The organism is Streptomyces sp. NPDC045701 (genome assembly GCF_056432045.1).
Map to the genome: position 1 here is coordinate 210,913 of NZ_JBWKJV010000002.1, position 15,241 is coordinate 226,153.

13 protein-coding genes and 1 pseudogene are annotated in these 15,241 nt (G+C 74.3%); 7 read left to right on the forward strand and 7 right to left on the reverse strand.

Going from position 1 to position 15,241, the window contains the following annotated elements; genetic code table 11:
* Positions 1-35: 35 nt before the first annotated feature.
* Positions 36-701, forward strand: coding sequence for a TetR/AcrR family transcriptional regulator (locus tag AC07DW_RS03205; protein WP_478855885.1), 666 nt, complete (start codon positions 36-38; stop codon positions 699-701).
* A gap of 28 nt (positions 702-729) precedes the next feature.
* On the opposite strand, the gene AC07DW_RS03210 is transcribed toward AC07DW_RS03205, so the two are convergent.
* The 3 genes and pseudogenes from AC07DW_RS03210 to AC07DW_RS03220 all read right to left on the reverse strand — a co-directional run bounded on the left by AC07DW_RS03210 (position 730) and on the right by AC07DW_RS03220 (position 2,887).
* Entirely contained in the window at positions 730-1,632 is a 903-nt protein-coding gene (locus AC07DW_RS03210) for a LysR substrate-binding domain-containing protein (RefSeq protein ID WP_478855886.1), read from the reverse strand.
* A gap of 10 nt (positions 1,633-1,642) precedes the next feature.
* Positions 1,643-1,864: pseudogene (locus AC07DW_RS03215) on the reverse strand (DMT family transporter); the annotation flags it as partial.
* 99 nt (positions 1,865-1,963) lie between these two features.
* Positions 1,964-2,887: an EamA family transporter gene (locus AC07DW_RS03220; RefSeq protein ID WP_478855887.1), complete on the reverse strand. Its 924-nt coding sequence runs from the start codon at positions 2,885-2,887 to the stop codon at positions 1,964-1,966.
* A 106-nt stretch (positions 2,888-2,993) separates the two neighbouring features.
* On the opposite strand from AC07DW_RS03220, the gene AC07DW_RS03225 reads away from it, so the two are divergent.
* Positions 2,994-3,506, forward strand: a complete 513-nt coding sequence (locus tag AC07DW_RS03225) for a MarR family winged helix-turn-helix transcriptional regulator (RefSeq protein ID WP_478855888.1) — start codon at positions 2,994-2,996, stop codon at positions 3,504-3,506.
* Between the two features lie 146 nt (positions 3,507-3,652).
* On the opposite strand, the gene AC07DW_RS03230 is transcribed toward AC07DW_RS03225, so the two are convergent.
* Genes AC07DW_RS03230 through AC07DW_RS03240 form a run of 3 tightly spaced genes read right to left on the reverse strand, consistent with a single transcriptional unit; the run spans position 3,653 to position 6,282 of the window.
* Positions 3,653-3,880: a hypothetical protein gene (locus AC07DW_RS03230; RefSeq protein ID WP_478855889.1), complete on the reverse strand. Its 228-nt coding sequence runs from the start codon at positions 3,878-3,880 to the stop codon at positions 3,653-3,655.
* Between the two features lie 20 nt (positions 3,881-3,900).
* Positions 3,901-6,012 (reverse strand): 4-alpha-glucanotransferase, encoded by a 2,112-nt coding sequence (gene malQ, locus AC07DW_RS03235; RefSeq protein WP_478855890.1) that lies wholly within the window; start codon positions 6,010-6,012, stop codon positions 3,901-3,903.
* On the reverse strand, positions 6,013-6,282 hold the full coding sequence (locus AC07DW_RS03240; RefSeq protein ID WP_478855891.1) for a hypothetical protein: 270 nt from the start codon (positions 6,280-6,282) through the stop codon (positions 6,013-6,015).
* Between the two features lie 269 nt (positions 6,283-6,551).
* On the opposite strand from AC07DW_RS03240, the gene AC07DW_RS03245 reads away from it, so the two are divergent.
* Positions 6,552-9,542, forward strand: coding sequence for a beta-N-acetylglucosaminidase domain-containing protein (locus tag AC07DW_RS03245; protein WP_478855892.1), 2,991 nt, complete (start codon positions 6,552-6,554; stop codon positions 9,540-9,542).
* Between the two features lie 28 nt (positions 9,543-9,570).
* On the opposite strand, the gene AC07DW_RS03250 is transcribed toward AC07DW_RS03245, so the two are convergent.
* Positions 9,571-10,104, reverse strand: coding sequence for an HNH endonuclease (locus tag AC07DW_RS03250; protein ID WP_472027928.1), 534 nt, complete (start codon positions 10,102-10,104; stop codon positions 9,571-9,573).
* Positions 10,105-10,338: 234 nt separating this feature from the next.
* Here AC07DW_RS03250 and AC07DW_RS03255 point away from each other — a divergent pair, with 234 nt between their 5' ends.
* The 4 genes from AC07DW_RS03255 to AC07DW_RS03270 all read left to right on the forward strand — a co-directional run bounded on the left by AC07DW_RS03255 (position 10,339) and on the right by AC07DW_RS03270 (position 15,238).
* The gene (locus AC07DW_RS03255) at positions 10,339-11,412 is read left to right on the forward strand and encodes a mechanosensitive ion channel family protein (RefSeq protein ID WP_478856048.1); all 1,074 of its coding nucleotides are present in this window, start codon (positions 10,339-10,341) and stop codon (positions 11,410-11,412) included.
* Between the two features lie 174 nt (positions 11,413-11,586).
* Positions 11,587-12,798, forward strand: coding sequence for an ROK family transcriptional regulator (locus AC07DW_RS03260; RefSeq protein WP_478855893.1), 1,212 nt, complete (start codon positions 11,587-11,589; stop codon positions 12,796-12,798).
* Between the two features lie 173 nt (positions 12,799-12,971).
* Entirely contained in the window at positions 12,972-14,300 is a 1,329-nt protein-coding gene (locus AC07DW_RS03265; RefSeq protein ID WP_478855894.1) for an ABC transporter substrate-binding protein, read from the forward strand.
* Complete coding sequence (locus AC07DW_RS03270) at positions 14,297-15,238, forward strand: carbohydrate ABC transporter permease (protein WP_478855895.1); 942 nt, start codon at positions 14,297-14,299, stop codon at positions 15,236-15,238. Before AC07DW_RS03265 ends, AC07DW_RS03270 begins: the two co-directional genes overlap by 4 nt.
* Positions 15,239-15,241 lie beyond the last annotated feature (3 nt).

Below are 15,241 nucleotides of genomic sequence, written 5' to 3' on the forward strand. Positions count from 1 at the left end.
GGATAACCATCCGTTACGGGGGTTATGCTGGGATTATGGACGACCCGAGGCCGCGTCGCGCGCGCCTCCCGCTCGCGGGCGGACCCGGCGCGGAAGGCTCCGGACGCACCGGGCGCTCCGGACGAACCGGCCGCGCCGAACGCGCGGACGCCGCGGACAACCGCCGCCGGATCATGGAGGCGGCGGCACGGATCGTGGCCGAGAAGGGCCCGGACGCGCTGACGATGAACGCGGTGGCCCACGAGACCGGTATCGGCGTGGGCACGGTCTACCGCCGCTTCGGGGACGTCGCCCAACTGCTGTTCGCGCTGCTCGACGAGCGGGAGAAGCAGTTCCAGGAGGCGTTCATGACCGGCCCGCCGCCCCTGGGCCCGGACGCCCCGCCCCTGGAGCGGCTCCGCGCCTTCCTGCACGCGCTCGCCGACCGCGTCACCGACCAGCTGGACATGATGCTCGCCGCCGAGACGGCCGCGCCCAGCGCCCGTTACAGCAGCGGGGCGTACGCGACCATGCACACGCACGTGACGGTGCTGGTCACCCGCATCCGCCCGGAGGGCGACGCCTCCCTGCTGGCCCACATGCTGCTCGCCCCGTTCATGCCGAGCCTGACGCACCATCTGACGCGGGACGGCGGGCGGACGGTCGATGAGATCAAGGCGGCCGCCGACGACCTGCTCCTCGGCCTCGCCCGCCCGCGCTGAGCCGCCGTCCGGCCCGCCGGGGCGGCCCCTACCGGCTCGCCGCCACCTCGCGCAGCGCGCCCAGCAGCCGGGCGACCGCCGGGGCGGACTCCGCGCCCCGGCGCACCGCCGCGACGACGTGACGGCGCGGCTGATCCGCCTCCAGGACCCGCATCACCACCCCCGACGCCCGCTCCGCGGCCGCCATGCGCGGCACCAGCGCGATCCCCATGCCGGCCTCCACCATCGCCAGGATGGCCGTCCATCCGGCGGCCGAGTGCGCCTGCTCCGGCACGAACCCGGCCGCCTCGCAGGCCGCCCGGGTGATCTCCGACCAGGGCCCGCTCCCCCCGAAGATCCACCGTTCGCCCGACAGGTCGGACAGCCGCAGTCCGGGCGCCCCCGCCAGCGCGTGCCCGGCCGGAAGGGCCACGTCCAGCGGGTCCGCGAGCAGCGGTACCCGGCTGAACCGGGCGTCCCGGGCCGTCGGGGCGTGCACCGCCAGTGACAGCGCCAGGTCCACCTGTCCGGCCGACAGCAGTTCGTACGCCTCGGCGGCCTCGGCCTCGCGGACCCGCACCTCCAGGCCCGGGTGCGCGGCGCGCAGCCGCAGCACCGCCGGGACGACGAGCGCGGGGACGGCGGTGGAGAACGCCCCCACCCGCACCTCCCCGGCCTCGCCCCGCAGGTAGCCCGTCAACTCGGCGTCAGCCCGCTCCAGTTGCGCGAACACCGCCTCGGCGTGGCGCAGCACCAGGTGTGCCGCGTCCGTGAGCCGCACCCGCCGCCCCTGCGCCTCCAGCAGGGTGACGCCGAGCTGCTTGGCGAGGTTGGTGAGCTGCTGGGACACCGCCGAGGGGGTCATCAGCAGCGCTTCCGCGGTCGCGGTCACCGTCCCCCGGTCGCGCAGGGTGCGGAGGATACGGAGCTTCCTGATGTCCCACTCGGTCATGTCCCGCAACCTACCCACGGCCGCCCGCTCGCCCGGCCCGGGCCGTTCCGAGGACCACCCCGCCCAGGATCAGCGCCATGCACAGGAACCGCAGGGGTCCCATCGCCTCGCCGAGCAGCGCCCAGGACAGCAGCGCCACGCACACCGGCTGGAGGTGGTACACGACTCCGGCGCGGGCCGCGCCGATCAGCTCGACGGCCCTGTTCCAGGCGTGGAAGGCGACGGCGGAGGAGCTCTCGCGGTCCTCGCCTCGTCGATCGGGTCCCGGTCCAGCACGGTCACGGTCGCCCCCGCCTCTCCCCCCGTCGCCGCGGGGTCTCGGAATCGGGGCTTACCGTCGCACCGTCCGACCGCTTAGGTCCATCGAAACCTTTTGAGCGATATCTTCAGGTGAATTGAACGTTCTTCGCGCCCCCTGCCCGGCGAGCGTGGCCCCCAGGGCGATGGCCATCCCGGCCAGCTGGACCGGCCCCAGCGCCTGCCCGAGCGCCACCCAGCCGATGACGGCCGCGGTGAGCGGCGACAAGGAGCCGAGGAGCGTGACGGAGGTGGCCGGCAGCCGCTCGACGCCGCGCAGCCAGAGCCAGTACGACACGGCGGTGTTGGCGAGCGCGAGGTAGGCGTAACCGGCGATCCCCCGGCCGTCGAGGGCCGGCGGCGCACCCTCCACCAGCAGGGCGACCGGCGCGATCAGCAGGCCGCCCACGCTCAGCTGCCAGCCCACCATGGCCAGCGGCCCCACCCCCTCGGGCCGGCCCCAGCGCTTCGTGAGCACCGTGCCCGCCGCCATGGAGGCCGCGGCGGCGAGCCCGGCACCCACCCCCACCGGGTCGAACGCCGCACCCGCCTTCAGGACGACCAGGCTGACACCGAAGGCCGCTGCGACGGCGGCGAGCAGCGCCCGCGCGGTCGGCCTCTCGCTCAGCAGCAGCGCGGCGAGGCCGACGACGAACAGCGGCCCCACCGAGCCGACGACGGCGGCGACGCCGCCCGGAAGGCGATAGGCGGCCAGGAACAGCAGGGGGAAGAAGGCCCCGATGTTGAGCGCCCCCAGCACCGCCGACCTCCACCACCAGGCGCCGCGCGGCAGCGTCCGGGTGAGGGCCAGCAGCGCCAGCCCGGCGGGCAGGGCGCGCACCAGACCGGTGAACAGCGGCCGGTCGGGCGGCAGGAACTCGGTGGTGACCGCGTAGGTCGATCCCCAGGAGATCGGCGCGAGAGCGGTGAGGCCTATGACGGTGGCCTTGCGGGACATCGGAAACTCCCCCTGCGATAGCTCGACAGTAAGTAGCTTAGCCCTAAGCTACTTACTTGCAAGCAACTTTCTTGCGTACGAGGGAAAGCGCCCGCAGACTGCCGCCATGACCTCCGCGACACCCACGCCCCAGGACCCCGTCGACGCGATCACCGCCCAGTGGGCCGCCGTACGCCCCGATCTGGACACCGTGCCGATGGCGGTCTTCGGGCGGATCTACCGGCTGAGCAGCGCCATGTCCGTCCGCATGGAGAAGGCCTACGCGCCCCTCGGCGTGTCGCGGGGCGAGTTCGACGTCCTGGCGACCCTGCGGCGCTCGGGTGAGCCGTACACCCTCTCGCCCCGGGAGCTGTCCGCGACGCTCATGCTGACGACGGGCGGCATGACGGGGCGGCTGGACAAGCTGGAGCGGGCCGGGCTCCTCAGCCGGAGCCCCGATCCGCACGACCGGCGCGGCCTGCGGGTGACGCTCAGCGAACGCGGCCGCGCGCTGGTGGACGAGGCCGTGGTGGCCGGGCTCGCGGTCCAGCGGGAAGCACTCGAATCCGCCCTGGACGCACGGGAGGCCGAGCAGCTCGGCGGCCTGCTGCGCAAGCTCCTCACAGCGACCGGCGCGTGACCCCTCCGGGGCGGCGAGGGGCGGGGAGGGCGCGGGCGGAAACGCCGAAGGCCCGGGCGGTACGGGGTACCACCCGGGCGGGCCGGCGGGGGCGTCGCGCCGGTCGGGCGGCGCTCAGGCCCCGGAGGCTGAAGGGCCTCGAAAGATCAGACCTTCTTGGACTTGTCCAGCACCATGACCAGGCCGGCGATCACGGCGAAGAGCACGAGCGGCGCGGCGACGTACAGACCGAGGGTCTCCGCCACGCTCAGGCCGGAACCCGGGTCGTCACCGTCGTCGCGGGTGAGCGCGAGCGCGGGGGACGACATGAGCAGCATCATCAGCGTCGTACCGGCCGCGACGGCGCCGGCGCGCAGGGCGTTCTTCTTGTCCACGGTGCAAACGTAGCGAACGCCTAGAGACCTCGCGCGCCCGGGGGTGGTGTGGACGACCGCAGCACCTCCATCAGGGCGTGCAGGCGGGGGGAGACGGCCAGATCCTCCAGGGTGACGGGGCGGCCCTCGGCGTCCGCCACCGGCAGCCGCCAGTTCGGGTACTGGTCCCAGGTGCCGGGCAGGTTCTGCGGGCGGCGGTCGCCCACCGCGTCCGGCAGCCAGACCCCGGTCATCCGGGCGGGGGTGCGGCGCAGGAACCGGTGGACGGCACGGATCTCGGCCTCCTCGTCGCGCGGGCCCTCCTCCAGCAGGCCGAGCTCGCGCAGGTACGCCAGCCACTCGGCGACCTCCTCGGCGTCCTCGGCCCGCTCCTCCTCCAGGGGGCGGGCGAGCAGCCCCAGCCGGTGGCGCAGCTCGACATGCTCGCCGGTGAGCCGCGCGGCGGTGGAGGGCAGGTCGTGCGTCGTGGCGGTGGCCACGCAGTCGGCCCGCCAGGTCCCGGGGGCCAACGGGCGCCGGTCGCCCTCCCAGTCCCGCTCGAACCACAGCACCGACGTCCCGAGGACGCCGCGCCGCTGGAGGGCCTCGCGTACGCCGGCCTCGACCGTGCCGAGGTCCTCGCCGATCACGACGGCGCCGGCGCGGTGGGCCTCCAGGGCGAGGACGGCGAGCATGGCCTCGGCGTCGTACCGGACGTACGTCCCTTCCGTGGGCCGCCGCCCCTGGGGCACCCACCAGAGCCGGAACAGCCCCATGACGTGGTCGATGCGCAGCGCGCCCGCGTGCCGCAGCAGGCCGCGCAGCAGGTCCCGGTAGGGGGCGTACCCGGAGGCGGCCAGCGCGTCGGGGCGCCAGGGCGGCAGGCCCCAGTCCTGTCCGTGGGCGTTGAACGCGTCCGGCGGGGCGCCCACCGACATCCCGGTGGCGAACGCGTCCGCCTGCGCCCACGCGTCGGCGCCGTCCGGGTGCACACCGACCGCCAGGTCGTGGACGATCCCGACCGGCATGCCCGCCTCCCGGGCGGCCCGCGCCGCGGCGCCGAGCTGCTCGTCGGTGAGCCAGGCGAGCCGGCAGTGGAAGTCGACGCGGTCCGCCAGCTCGTCCCGCTCCCGCGCGGTGGCGTGCGAACGGGGATCGCGCAGGCCCTCGGGCCACTGCCGCCGGTCGGCGCCGTACCGCTCGGTGAACGCGCACCAGGTGGCGTGGTCCAGCAGGGCCTGGCCCTGTTCGGCGCGGAACTCCCGCAGGGCGGCCTGCCGGCCGGGGCCGAGCGGTACGCGCCGCAGCACCTCCAGGGCCTGCCGCTTGAGCACCCACACCGCGTCCCGGTCGATCAGCTCGCCCTTGCGCAGCACCCCTTCGCGCAGCTCGGCCGCGCGCCCGGTGAGCGCGTCGAGCTCGGCGCGGTCCTCGCCGCGCAGGTACGCGTACTCGGGGACGTCCTCGATGCGCAGGTGCACCGGGTCGGGGAAGCGCCTCGAGGAGGGGCGGTACGGCGACGGGTCGGTGGGCGTCCCCGGCACGGCCGCGTGCAGCGGGTTGACCTGGACGAACCCGGCTCCCAGGTCCCGGCCCGCCCAGCCGGCCAGCTCGCGCAGGTCGCCCAGGTCGCCCATGCCCCAGGAACGGGCGGACAGCAGCGAGTACAGCTGGACGAGCACGCCGTACCCGCGCCCGGGAGGCTGCGGCACGCGCGCGAGGGCGACGACGAGGGTGGTGTGCGCGGTGCGCCCGTCGCGCGCCCGGGCGTCGAGCCGGTGCACGCCCAGCGGCAGCCGCTCCCAGCGGGGTGTGCCGGAGATCTCGTCACCGTGCTCGGTGGTGATCCTCACGTCGGTGCCGGTCGGGAGCGCCGTGAGCGGGCGGGGCAGCCCGGGCGGGCGGCCCGGGGACTGCGTCCCGTCGTCCGGGTCGTCCCGCCACAGGACCAGCGTCGGCGGGAGCAGCCGGGCGTCCCTGGCCGCCTCGGTGGCGGCCAGGGACGCGCGCAGCGCCTCGGGCGTGGCGGCGTCGACGTCCAGGGCGGCGAGGACCTCCACCACCGTGGTGTCGGGGACCGGGACGGTGACGCCCGCGGACGGGGAGTACGCGGTGGCGACACCGTGCAGCGCGGCGAGCCGGGCAAGGGTCATTCAGGCTCCTGGGGACTCCGGTCCGCCGGCCGTGCGGTGCGCGGTCGGCTCGCTGGTCAGGGGGGTGAAGTCGGTCAGCGCGGGTTCGCTGGTCAGGGGGGTGGCGCCGGCGAGCGGCGGCTCGCTGGTCAGGGGGGCGCCGGCGGCGGGCAGGCCGGTCAGGGGGCAGAAGCCGGGACCCTGGCCCGTCACCGGCGGATCGGCGACGGCCGCGGGGCCCGGGACCTGTTTGGAGAGGGCGGAGAGCAGGAGCTGGGCGGAAGCGGCCACGGTGGCCTCCCTGTGAAGGTGACGGTGGGACACAGCAGCCCTACCCAGCGGGCGGCCGCACATCCGCACAACGTGGCGTCGGTCACATGGCGTTCCGGCGGGGGGAGTTGGAGCGCCCCCCGTGACCCGGTAGGCAAATACGACACAACGGCCACGCACATTGACACCTTCGGCGAGTCGGTGGTGGGCTCGAAACCGACCGGTTCAGCCATCGCTCCGGCCACCGGCAAAGCTACTCGCAGAACAACGAAAGACGAGGGGAGACGCGCGTGCAGTTCGGGCGCTTCGGCCGCGGGAAGCGGACCGCCACGGCCGTGGCCGTCGCCGTGATCGGCGGACTCCTGGGCGGCACCCCCGGTGCGCTGGCCGCGCCCGGCGGCCCCGGCTCCCCCACCACGGCCACTCCTGGGCGGGACGCCACCGCCCTGCCCCCGGTGTGGCCACGTCCCCAGTCCCTCCGGCCGGCCGGTGCCGCGGTGCCCCTCGGTGACGAGGTGACGCTCCTCACGGAGGGGGACACCGATCCGTACGCCGTGACGGCGCTGGAGGGCGTCCTGCGCGACGCGGGTGTGCGCACCGTCCACACCGGGCCGGGCGGACGCGGACCTGTCGTGCTGCTGGGCGGCACCGGCGCGCGGGACGCGCTGCGGGCCCTGCGGGCACCCGAGCGGGGCGACCTCCCGGCGGGCGGCTACCGCATCGCCACCGGCCGGCACCAGGGGCGGGACACGGTCGCCGTGGACGGCGTCGGCACGGACGGCCTCTTCCACGCCGTGCAGACCCTGCGCCAGCTCATAGCCGCCGACCGGACGCTGCCCGGCGTCCTGGTGCGGGACTGGCCGGGCACGGCGGTGCGCGGCATGACGGAGGGTTTCTACGGCCGCCCCTGGAGCCACCGGCAGCGGCTGGCCCAGCTCGACTTCATGGGCCGCACCAAGCAGAACCGGTACCTCTACGCCCCCGGCGACGACCCCTACCGGCAGGCCCAGTGGCGCGAGCCCTACCCGGCCGCCCAGCGGGCCGAGTTCCGGGAGCTGGCCGACCGGGCGCGGCGCAACCACGTGACGCTGGCCTGGGCCGTGGCGCCCGCCCAGTCGATGTGCCTGGCCTCACAGGACGACCTGGCGGCGCTCAAGCGCAAGGTCGACGCGATGTACGCGCTGGGGGTGCGCGCCTTCCAGGTGCAGTTCCAGGACGCCTCGTACGACGAGTGGCACTGCTCCCGGGACGCCGACACCTTCGGTTCCGGCCCCGCCTCGGCGGCGCGGGCCCACGCGCGCGTGGCGACGGAACTCGCCCGGCACCTGGCCGGCCGGTACCCGGACGCGCAGCCCCTGGCGCTGATGCCGACCGAGTACTACCAGGACGGCGTCACCGAGTACCGCACGGCGCTCGCCGCCGAGCTGGACGACCGGGTGCAGGTGGCCTGGACCGGGGTCGGGGTCGTTCCCCGTACGATCACCGGCCGCGAACTGGCGGGCGCCCGGGACGCGTTCGACCACCCGCTGGTCACCCTGGACAACTACCCGGTCAACGACTACGCCCAGGACCGTGTCTTCCTGGGCCCCTACCTGGGCCGCGAACCGGCCGTCGCCGTCGGTTCCGCCGCGCTGCTGGCCAACGCGATGGAACAGGCGACCGCGTCCCGCATCCCCGTCTTCACGGCCGCCGACTACGCCTGGAACCCGAAGGGCTACCGGCCCGGGGAGTCCTGGCACGCCGCGCTGGACGACCTGGCGGGCGGCGACCCGGCGGCCAGGGAGGCGCTGCACGCCCTGGCCGGCAACGACGCCTCCTCGATCCTCACCCGCACCGAGTCGGCGTACCTGCGGCCGCTGCTCGCCGACTTCTGGCGGACCCGGGCGAGCACCACCGCCGACGCGGCGGCCCGGGACCGGGCGGCGGGCGCGCTGCGGGCCGCGTTCGGCGTGATGCGGCAGGCGCCCGAGCGGCTGACCGGCACGGCCGACGGCCTGCTGGACGACGAGGTGCGGCCCTGGCTGGAGCAGCTGGCGCGGTACGGGCGCGCCGGTGAGGCGGCCGTCGACATGCTCCAGGCGCAGGCGCGGGGCGACGGGGCGGGCGCCTGGCGGGCGTCGCTGGAGCTGGAGCCGCTGCGCGAGGAGCTGGCGTCCAGCCCGGTCACGGTGGGCGAGGGCGTACTGGACCCGTTCCTGACGCGGGCCGTCAAGGAGGGCGCGCGGTGGACGGGCGCCTCGCGCGACACGGGCACCGTCGGCCGCGAGAACGGCTCGTACACCGTGCGCCTGGACCGGGCCCGTCCCCTGGACACGGTCACCGCGATGACGGTGCCCGGCGGCTCGCACCCCGCGAACGGCTCCGTCGAGGCTCATGTGCCCGGTCAGGGGTGGCGTCCGCTGGGCGCCCTGTCGGGCACCGGCTGGACGCAGACCGCCGCGCGCGGCCTGACCGCCGACGCCGTACGGATCACCTGGACGGGGCGGTCACCCAGCGTCCGGGCCCTGGTGCCGTGGTTCGCCGACGAGCCGCGGGCCCGCCTGGACCTGCCGCACGCCGAGACGGACGCGGTGATCGGGGGCGCCCCGCGCAGGGTGAACGCGGTACTCGCCGCGCAGCGGCCGGGCGAGGTGCGCGGCACGCTCACGGCGAAGGCGCCGAAGGGGCTGAAGGTCACCGTCCCGAAGCGGACCACCGTCCCGCGCGGCACGGCCGCCACCGTCCCGGTCGACATCACCGTTCCGGCGGGCACCCCGTCGGGCGACTACCGGGTGCCGCTCTCCTTCGCCGGCCAGGAGCGCACGCTGACGGTCCGGGCGTACCCGGCGACCGGCGGCCCGGACCTGGCCCGTACGGCGACGGCGTCCTCGTCGGGCGACGAGACCGCCGACTTCCCCGCCTCGGCGGCGATCGACGGCGACCCGGAGTCGCGCTGGTCGTCCCCGGCGGAGGACGGCGCCTGGTGGCAGCTGGAGCTGGAGCGGCCCGTCCGGCTGGGTCAGGTGGTCCTGCACTGGCAGGAGGCCCACGCGGCGAAGTACCGCATCCAGGTGTCGGCCGACGGCCGCGTCTGGCGCACGGCGGCGACCGTGCGGGACGGGAAGGGGGGCCGCGAGGCGATCCGCATGGACGCCCCCGGCACCCGCTTCGTCCGCGTCCAGGGCGACGCGCGGGCGACCGGGTACGGCTACTCGCTCTTCACGGTCGAGGCCTACGCGGTGACCCCGCCCCCGCCCCCCACGGCCGCCCCGCCTCCCGCCGCCCCGCCCCCCGGCGAGTGAGCCCGACGCCCGGGAGCCGGACCGAGCCTCAGGAGACGCGGTCGATCCGGGCCATGGCGTCGTCCGCGCCGTACGGCTGGAGGTAGGGTAGCCAGCGCGGGTCCCGGTGGCCGGTGCCGATGATGCGCCAGGCCAGGCCGGTCGGCGGGGCGGGTTGCTGATGAAGCCGCCAGCCCAGCTCCCGCAGGTGCCGGTCGGCCTTGACGTGGTTGCAGCGGCGGCAGGCCGCCACGACGTTGTCCCAGGCGTGCTGTCCGCCGCGGCTGCGCGGCACGACGTGGTCGACGCTGGTTGCGACGCCACCGCAGTACATGCAACGCCCGCCGTCGCGGGCGAAGAGGGCTTTGCGGGTCAGAGGAACGGGCCCCCGATAGGGGACCCGTACGAACCGTTTCAGGCGGACCACGCTGGGGGCTGCCATGGCTCGGGTCGCGCTGTGCATGAAGGCGCCGGACTCCTCGAGGCAGATGGCCTTGTTCTCGAGGACGAGGACGAGCGCGCGGCGGAGCGGTACGACGCCGAGGGGCTCGTACGACGCGTTGAGGACCAGGACGTGCGGCACGGATGCCTCCTTGTACGCCGGCGGCGCGTGGCTCGCGCCGGGACGATCTGCTCTCAGTCTCTCCTCATGCCAGGTCGAAGCGCCACCACGTACCGGTAACGGGCCCGAAGTGTTTTCGACCACACCCTGATCATCCCCAGGTGAGACGCACCTCTCCCTCGAACATGGCAACGAACCACCCCCGATGCCCCGTTAATGTAATTGGTCCGCTTGTCCATTCTGGAGGTTCCCGCCGTGCCCTGGTCCGCCGTTCCGGCTGCCGACCCCACACCCGCGCCGGTGTCGCTCGACGGCGCCGCCAAGCAGGCCGGCGAGGCCGCCGGCTGGGTGGAGCAGAACTGGTCCACCTGGCTGAGCACCGGTCTGCGCATCCTGCTGATCCTGGTGGTGGCCGTGGTGCTGCGGCACCTCGTCCGCCGGGCCCTGACCAAGTTGATCGAACGCATGAACCGCAGCGCCCAGGCGGTCGAGGGTTCCGCGCTGGGCGGTCTCCTGGTGAACGCGGAGCGGCGCCGGCAGCGCTCCGAGGCCATCGGCTCGGTGCTGCGCTCGGTGGCCTCCTTCCTGATCCTGGGCACCGCCGGCCTGATGATCCTCGGCGCGTTCAACGTGAACCTGGCCCCGCTGCTGGCCTCGGCCGGTGTCGCCGGTGTCGCCATCGGTTTCGGCGCCCGGAACCTGGTCACCGACTTCCTCTCCGGCGTCTTCATGATCCTTGAGGACCAGTACGGGGTCGGCGACTCGATCGACGCGGGGGTCGCCTCCGGCGAGGTGATAGAGGTGGGCCTGCGGGTGACGAAGCTGCGCGGCGACAACGGGGAGATCTGGTACGTCCGCAACGGCGAGATCAAGCGGATAGGCAACCTGAGCCAGGGCTGGTCCACGGCGACGGTCGATGTGACGGTCCGCCCGACCGAGGACCTGGAGCGGGTCCGCACGGTGATCACCGAGGTGGGCGAGAGCCTCGCCAAGGAGGAGCCGTGGAACGAGCGCCTGTGGGGGCCGGTCGAGGTGCTGGGCCTCAACGAGGTGCTGATCGACTCCATGACGGTCCGGCTGGCCGCCAAGACGATGCCGGGCAAGTCCCTGGGGGTGGAGCGCGAGCTGCGCTGGCGCATCAAGCGGGCCTTCGACGAGGTCGGCATCCGCATCGTGGGCGGTCTTCCGGCGGTCGCCGCCGATGACGCCCCCGCGGACCCGACGGCGTCCATGGCGCCCCCGTCCGCCTTCGCCTCCACCACCTCCCCCCAGTCGGTCGCGGCGACCCCGCTGACCCCGCCGCCGAACCTGGCCAAGCAGGACCGGTGACCGGGCACCGGGTGACCCGGGACCGGTGACCTGCGAAGGGCGCCCCCGCCGTGACGGCGGGGGCGCCCTTCTCCGTCGGCCGGAAACGAGGTCTTGACGGGTCCCTGACGTCCGCCATACCGTCTGCCCACCACAACAGTAAAGTTTCCTAACAGTGTGGGCAGGTGCACCTCGATGAGCGCGACCCCCGGCAACACCCCCGGCACGCCCCGCGTCCTGCGGGCCATGAACGACCGCGCCGCGCTCGACCTGCTGCTGGAGCACGGGCCGCTGTCCCGGACCCGGATCGGGAAGCTGACCGGGCTGTCCAAGCCGACCGCCTCGCAACTGCTCGCCCGTCTCGAGGCCGCCGGGCTGGTCGTGGCGACCGGCGTGACGGAGGGCCGTCCGGGGCCGAACGCGCAGTTGTACGCCGTCAACGCGCGCGCCGCGTACGCCGCCGGGCTCGACGTGAACCCCCGGCGCATCCGCGCGGCCGTCGCCGACATCACCGGGGCGGTGGCCGGGGAGTTCGAGCTCGCGACCCCCAAGAAGGCGGCCGGGGACGTCGTACGGCAGGTCACCGAGGCGCTGGACGGGGCGGTGAAGGCGGCCGGGATCACCCGGGGCGAGGTGCACCGGCTGGTGATCGGCACGCCCGGTGCGTTCGACCCGTCGACGGGACGGCTGCGGTACGCCTCCCACCTGCCGGGCTGGCACTCCCCCACGCTGCTGGACGAGCTGGCCGCCGCCCTGCCCGCGCCGGTCGAGTACGAGAACGACGTGAACCTGGTGGCGGTGGCCGAGCAGCGGCTCGGGGCGGCCCGGGGGCACGGGGACTTCGTGCTGCTGTGGAACAAGGAGGGCCTGGGCGCCGCGCTGGTGCTCGGCGGGCGGCTGCACCGCGGGTTCACCGGCGGCGCCGGCGAGGTGGGCTTCCTGCCCGTGCCGGGCGCGCCGCTGGTGCGGCAGGTCACCCGGGCGAACAGCGGCGGCTTCCAGGAGCTGGCCGGCGCCCAGGTGCTGGCCCGGCTGGCGCGCGAGTACGGCATCGAGGACGTACCCCGCGGGGAGCACGCCGAGGTCGCCGCCGCACTGGTCCGGCGCGCGGCCGAGGCCGGCTCCGGCCCGTACGCGCGGCTCCTCGACGCCTTCGCGACCGGTCTCGCCACCGGTCTGGCGTCGCTGGTCGCGGTCCTCGACCCGGAGCTGGTGGTGCTGTCGGGCGAGGTGATCACCGCCGGCGGCGAGGCGCTGCGCGAGCGGGTGGCGGCCGAGCTCGGCGAGCTGGCCGCGTCCCGGCCGCGGCTCGTCCTCGGCGGCGTACAGCGGCATCCCGTCCTGCGCGGCGCGCTGGAGAGCGCGCTGGCCGCCACCCGGGACGAGGTCTTCGACACCTCCCGCTGAGCACCGCGCGCCGGACACCGCCCGCCCGGCCCCCGTGCCGCGCCCCCGGCCGGACGCCCCGGGCCCGGCCCCCCGCACCCGCCCCGTCCCGGCCACGGCCGGTCCCCCGAGCACCGCCCCCGGAGCACCATCCCCCGAGCACCGCGACGCGTACGAACCAGGGAGACACCGTCATGAACCGCACAGCCGCCGGCGCGCTCGCCTCGGCCGCCGTCATAGCCCTGCTCACCTCCGCCTGCACCGGTTCGGCCGCGTCCGGCGCGAGTGACGACCCGAACGCCCCGGTCACGCTCACGTTCTGGCACGGCTGGTCGGCGCCGGCCGAGGTGAAGGCGGTCGAGGCCACCATCGAACGGTTCGAGGCCGCCCACTCCAACATCACGGTGAAGGCCGTCCCCAACATCACCGACGACAAGATCCAGCAGGCGCTGCGGGCCGGCGGGTCCGGCGCCCCCGACGTGGTGTCCTCGTTCACCACCGACAACGTGGGCAAGTTCTGCTCCTCGGGGGCCCTCGCCGACCTGGCGCCGTTCGTCGAGAAGGCGGGGATCGACCTGGAGAAGACGTTCGCGAAGCCCCGCCTGGACTACACCCGGTTCCAGGACAAGCGCTGCACGCTGCCGCTGCTGGGCGACGCGTACGGGCTGTACTACAACAAGGACGCCTTCAAGGAGGCGGGCATCACGGCGCCGCCGAGGACCTGGAGCGAATTCGACCGGGCCGCCGAGAAGCTGACGAAACCGAAGGGCGACTCGTACGAACAGCTCGGCTTCATGCCGAACTTCCACGGCTACGAGTCCACCCCCGGACACCTGGTCGCCCAGTGGAGCCCGGTGTACTTCGACCGGGACGGCAGGTCGAACATCGCGAAGGACCCCGCCTTCGCGGCGATGTTCACCTGGCAGAAGAACCTGATCCGGAAGCTGGGCGGCTTCGCGAAGCTGGAGAAGTACCGCAGCACCTTCGGCGACGAGTGGGGCGCCAAGCACCCCTTCCACACCGGCCAGGTCGCCATGCAGCTCGACGGCGAATGGCGGCTGGGCATGGCCACCGACGCCAAGGTGCCCTTCGAGGTCGGCGTCGCGCCGCTGCCCGTCCCCGACGACCAGGCGGCCGACTACGGCAAGGGCTACCTCTCCGGCACCATCGTCGGCATCGCCTCCACCAGCCGGAAGCGGAACGCCGCCTGGGAACTGGTGAAGTACCTGACCACCGACACCGACGCGGTCGTGGACTTCGCCAACGCGCTGCGCAACGTCCCCTCCACGCACGACGCGCTCGCCTCGCCGAAACTGAAGCTCGACCCCCGCTTCAGGACGTTCCTGGACATCGCCCGGCACCCGAAGTCCAGCACCACCCCCGCCTCCGTCAACGGCGGCGCGTACCAGGTCACCCTCCAGGAATTCGGCTACCTCCACGAGGCGGGCAAGGTCCCCGACCTGAAGGCCGGGCTGCGGAGGACGGCCGAGCAGATCGACACGGACATCGAGAAGGCGAAGTGACGGTCCGCGCACTCCGCGCCAGGCGCACCCGCTCCGCCCTGCGCACCGCCGCGTTCCTGTCCCCCTGGCTGGTCGGCTTCGGCGTCTTCTTCGCGTACCCGCTCGCGTCGACCGTGTACTTCTCGTTCATGGACTACGACGGGTTCGCGGCGCCCGTCTTCAACGGCCTGGAGAACTGGACGTACGTCCTCACCGACTACCCGGCCTTCTGGCCGTCGATGAGGAACACCCTGTGGCTGGTGGTCGTCATGGTCACCTGCCGGGTCGTCCTCGGGCTCGGCACCGGCCTGCTGATCACACGGATCAAAACCGGGGCCGGGGTCTTCCGGACCCTGTTCTACCTGCCCTACCTGGCCCCGCCGGTCGCCGCCACCCTCGGTTTCGTCTTCCTCCTCAACCCCGGTACCGGCCCGGTCAACTCGCTCCTCGCCGACCTCGGCCTGCCGGCCCCCGGCTGGTTCGGCGACCCGGCCTGGTCCAAGCCCGCGCTGACCATGCTGGCGGTGTGGGGCGTCGGCGACCTGATGGTCATCTTCATGGCCGCCCTGCTCGACGTGCCGAAGGAGCAGTACGAGGCGGCCGAGCTGGACGGGGCGTCGGCCTGGCAGCGGTTCCGGTACGTCACCCTCCCGAACATCTCCCCCATCGTGCTGTTCGCCGTGGTCACCGGGGTCATCCAGACCATGCAGTACTACACGCAGCCGCTGGTCGCCGGGAAGGTCGCCTCCGGCATCATCGGCAACAGCGGCCAGCAGTTCGAGCCGGGGTACCCGGAGAAGTCGACGCTGACCCTGCCGCAGCTCGTGTACAACCTCGGCTTCCAGCGCTTCGACTACGGATCGGCCTGTGTCGTCGCCCTGGTCCTCTTCGCTCTCGCCATGGCCTGCACGGCACTGCTGATGCGCCGCCGCGGCGGCCTCCTGCGGGTGGGTGACTGACCG

Bases quoted from the DNA above. Each gene is read 5' to 3' on its own strand.
- AC07DW_RS03205 (WP_478855885.1), top strand. From the start codon at position 36: ATGGACGACCCGAGGCCGCGTCGCGCGCGCCTCCCGCTCGCGGGCGGA.
- AC07DW_RS03210 (WP_478855886.1), bottom strand. From the start codon at position 1,632: ATGACCGAGTGGGACATCAGGAAGCTCCGTATCCTCCGCACCCTGCGC.
- AC07DW_RS03220 (WP_478855887.1), bottom strand. From the start codon at position 2,887: ATGTCCCGCAAGGCCACCGTCATAGGCCTCACCGCTCTCGCGCCGATC.
- AC07DW_RS03225 (WP_478855888.1), top strand. From the start codon at position 2,994: ATGACCTCCGCGACACCCACGCCCCAGGACCCCGTCGACGCGATCACC.
- malQ (WP_478855890.1), bottom strand. From the start codon at position 6,012: ATGACCCTTGCCCGGCTCGCCGCGCTGCACGGTGTCGCCACCGCGTAC.
- AC07DW_RS03260 (WP_478855893.1), top strand. From the start codon at position 11,587: ATGAGCGCGACCCCCGGCAACACCCCCGGCACGCCCCGCGTCCTGCGG.
- AC07DW_RS03265 (WP_478855894.1), top strand. From the start codon at position 12,972: ATGAACCGCACAGCCGCCGGCGCGCTCGCCTCGGCCGCCGTCATAGCC.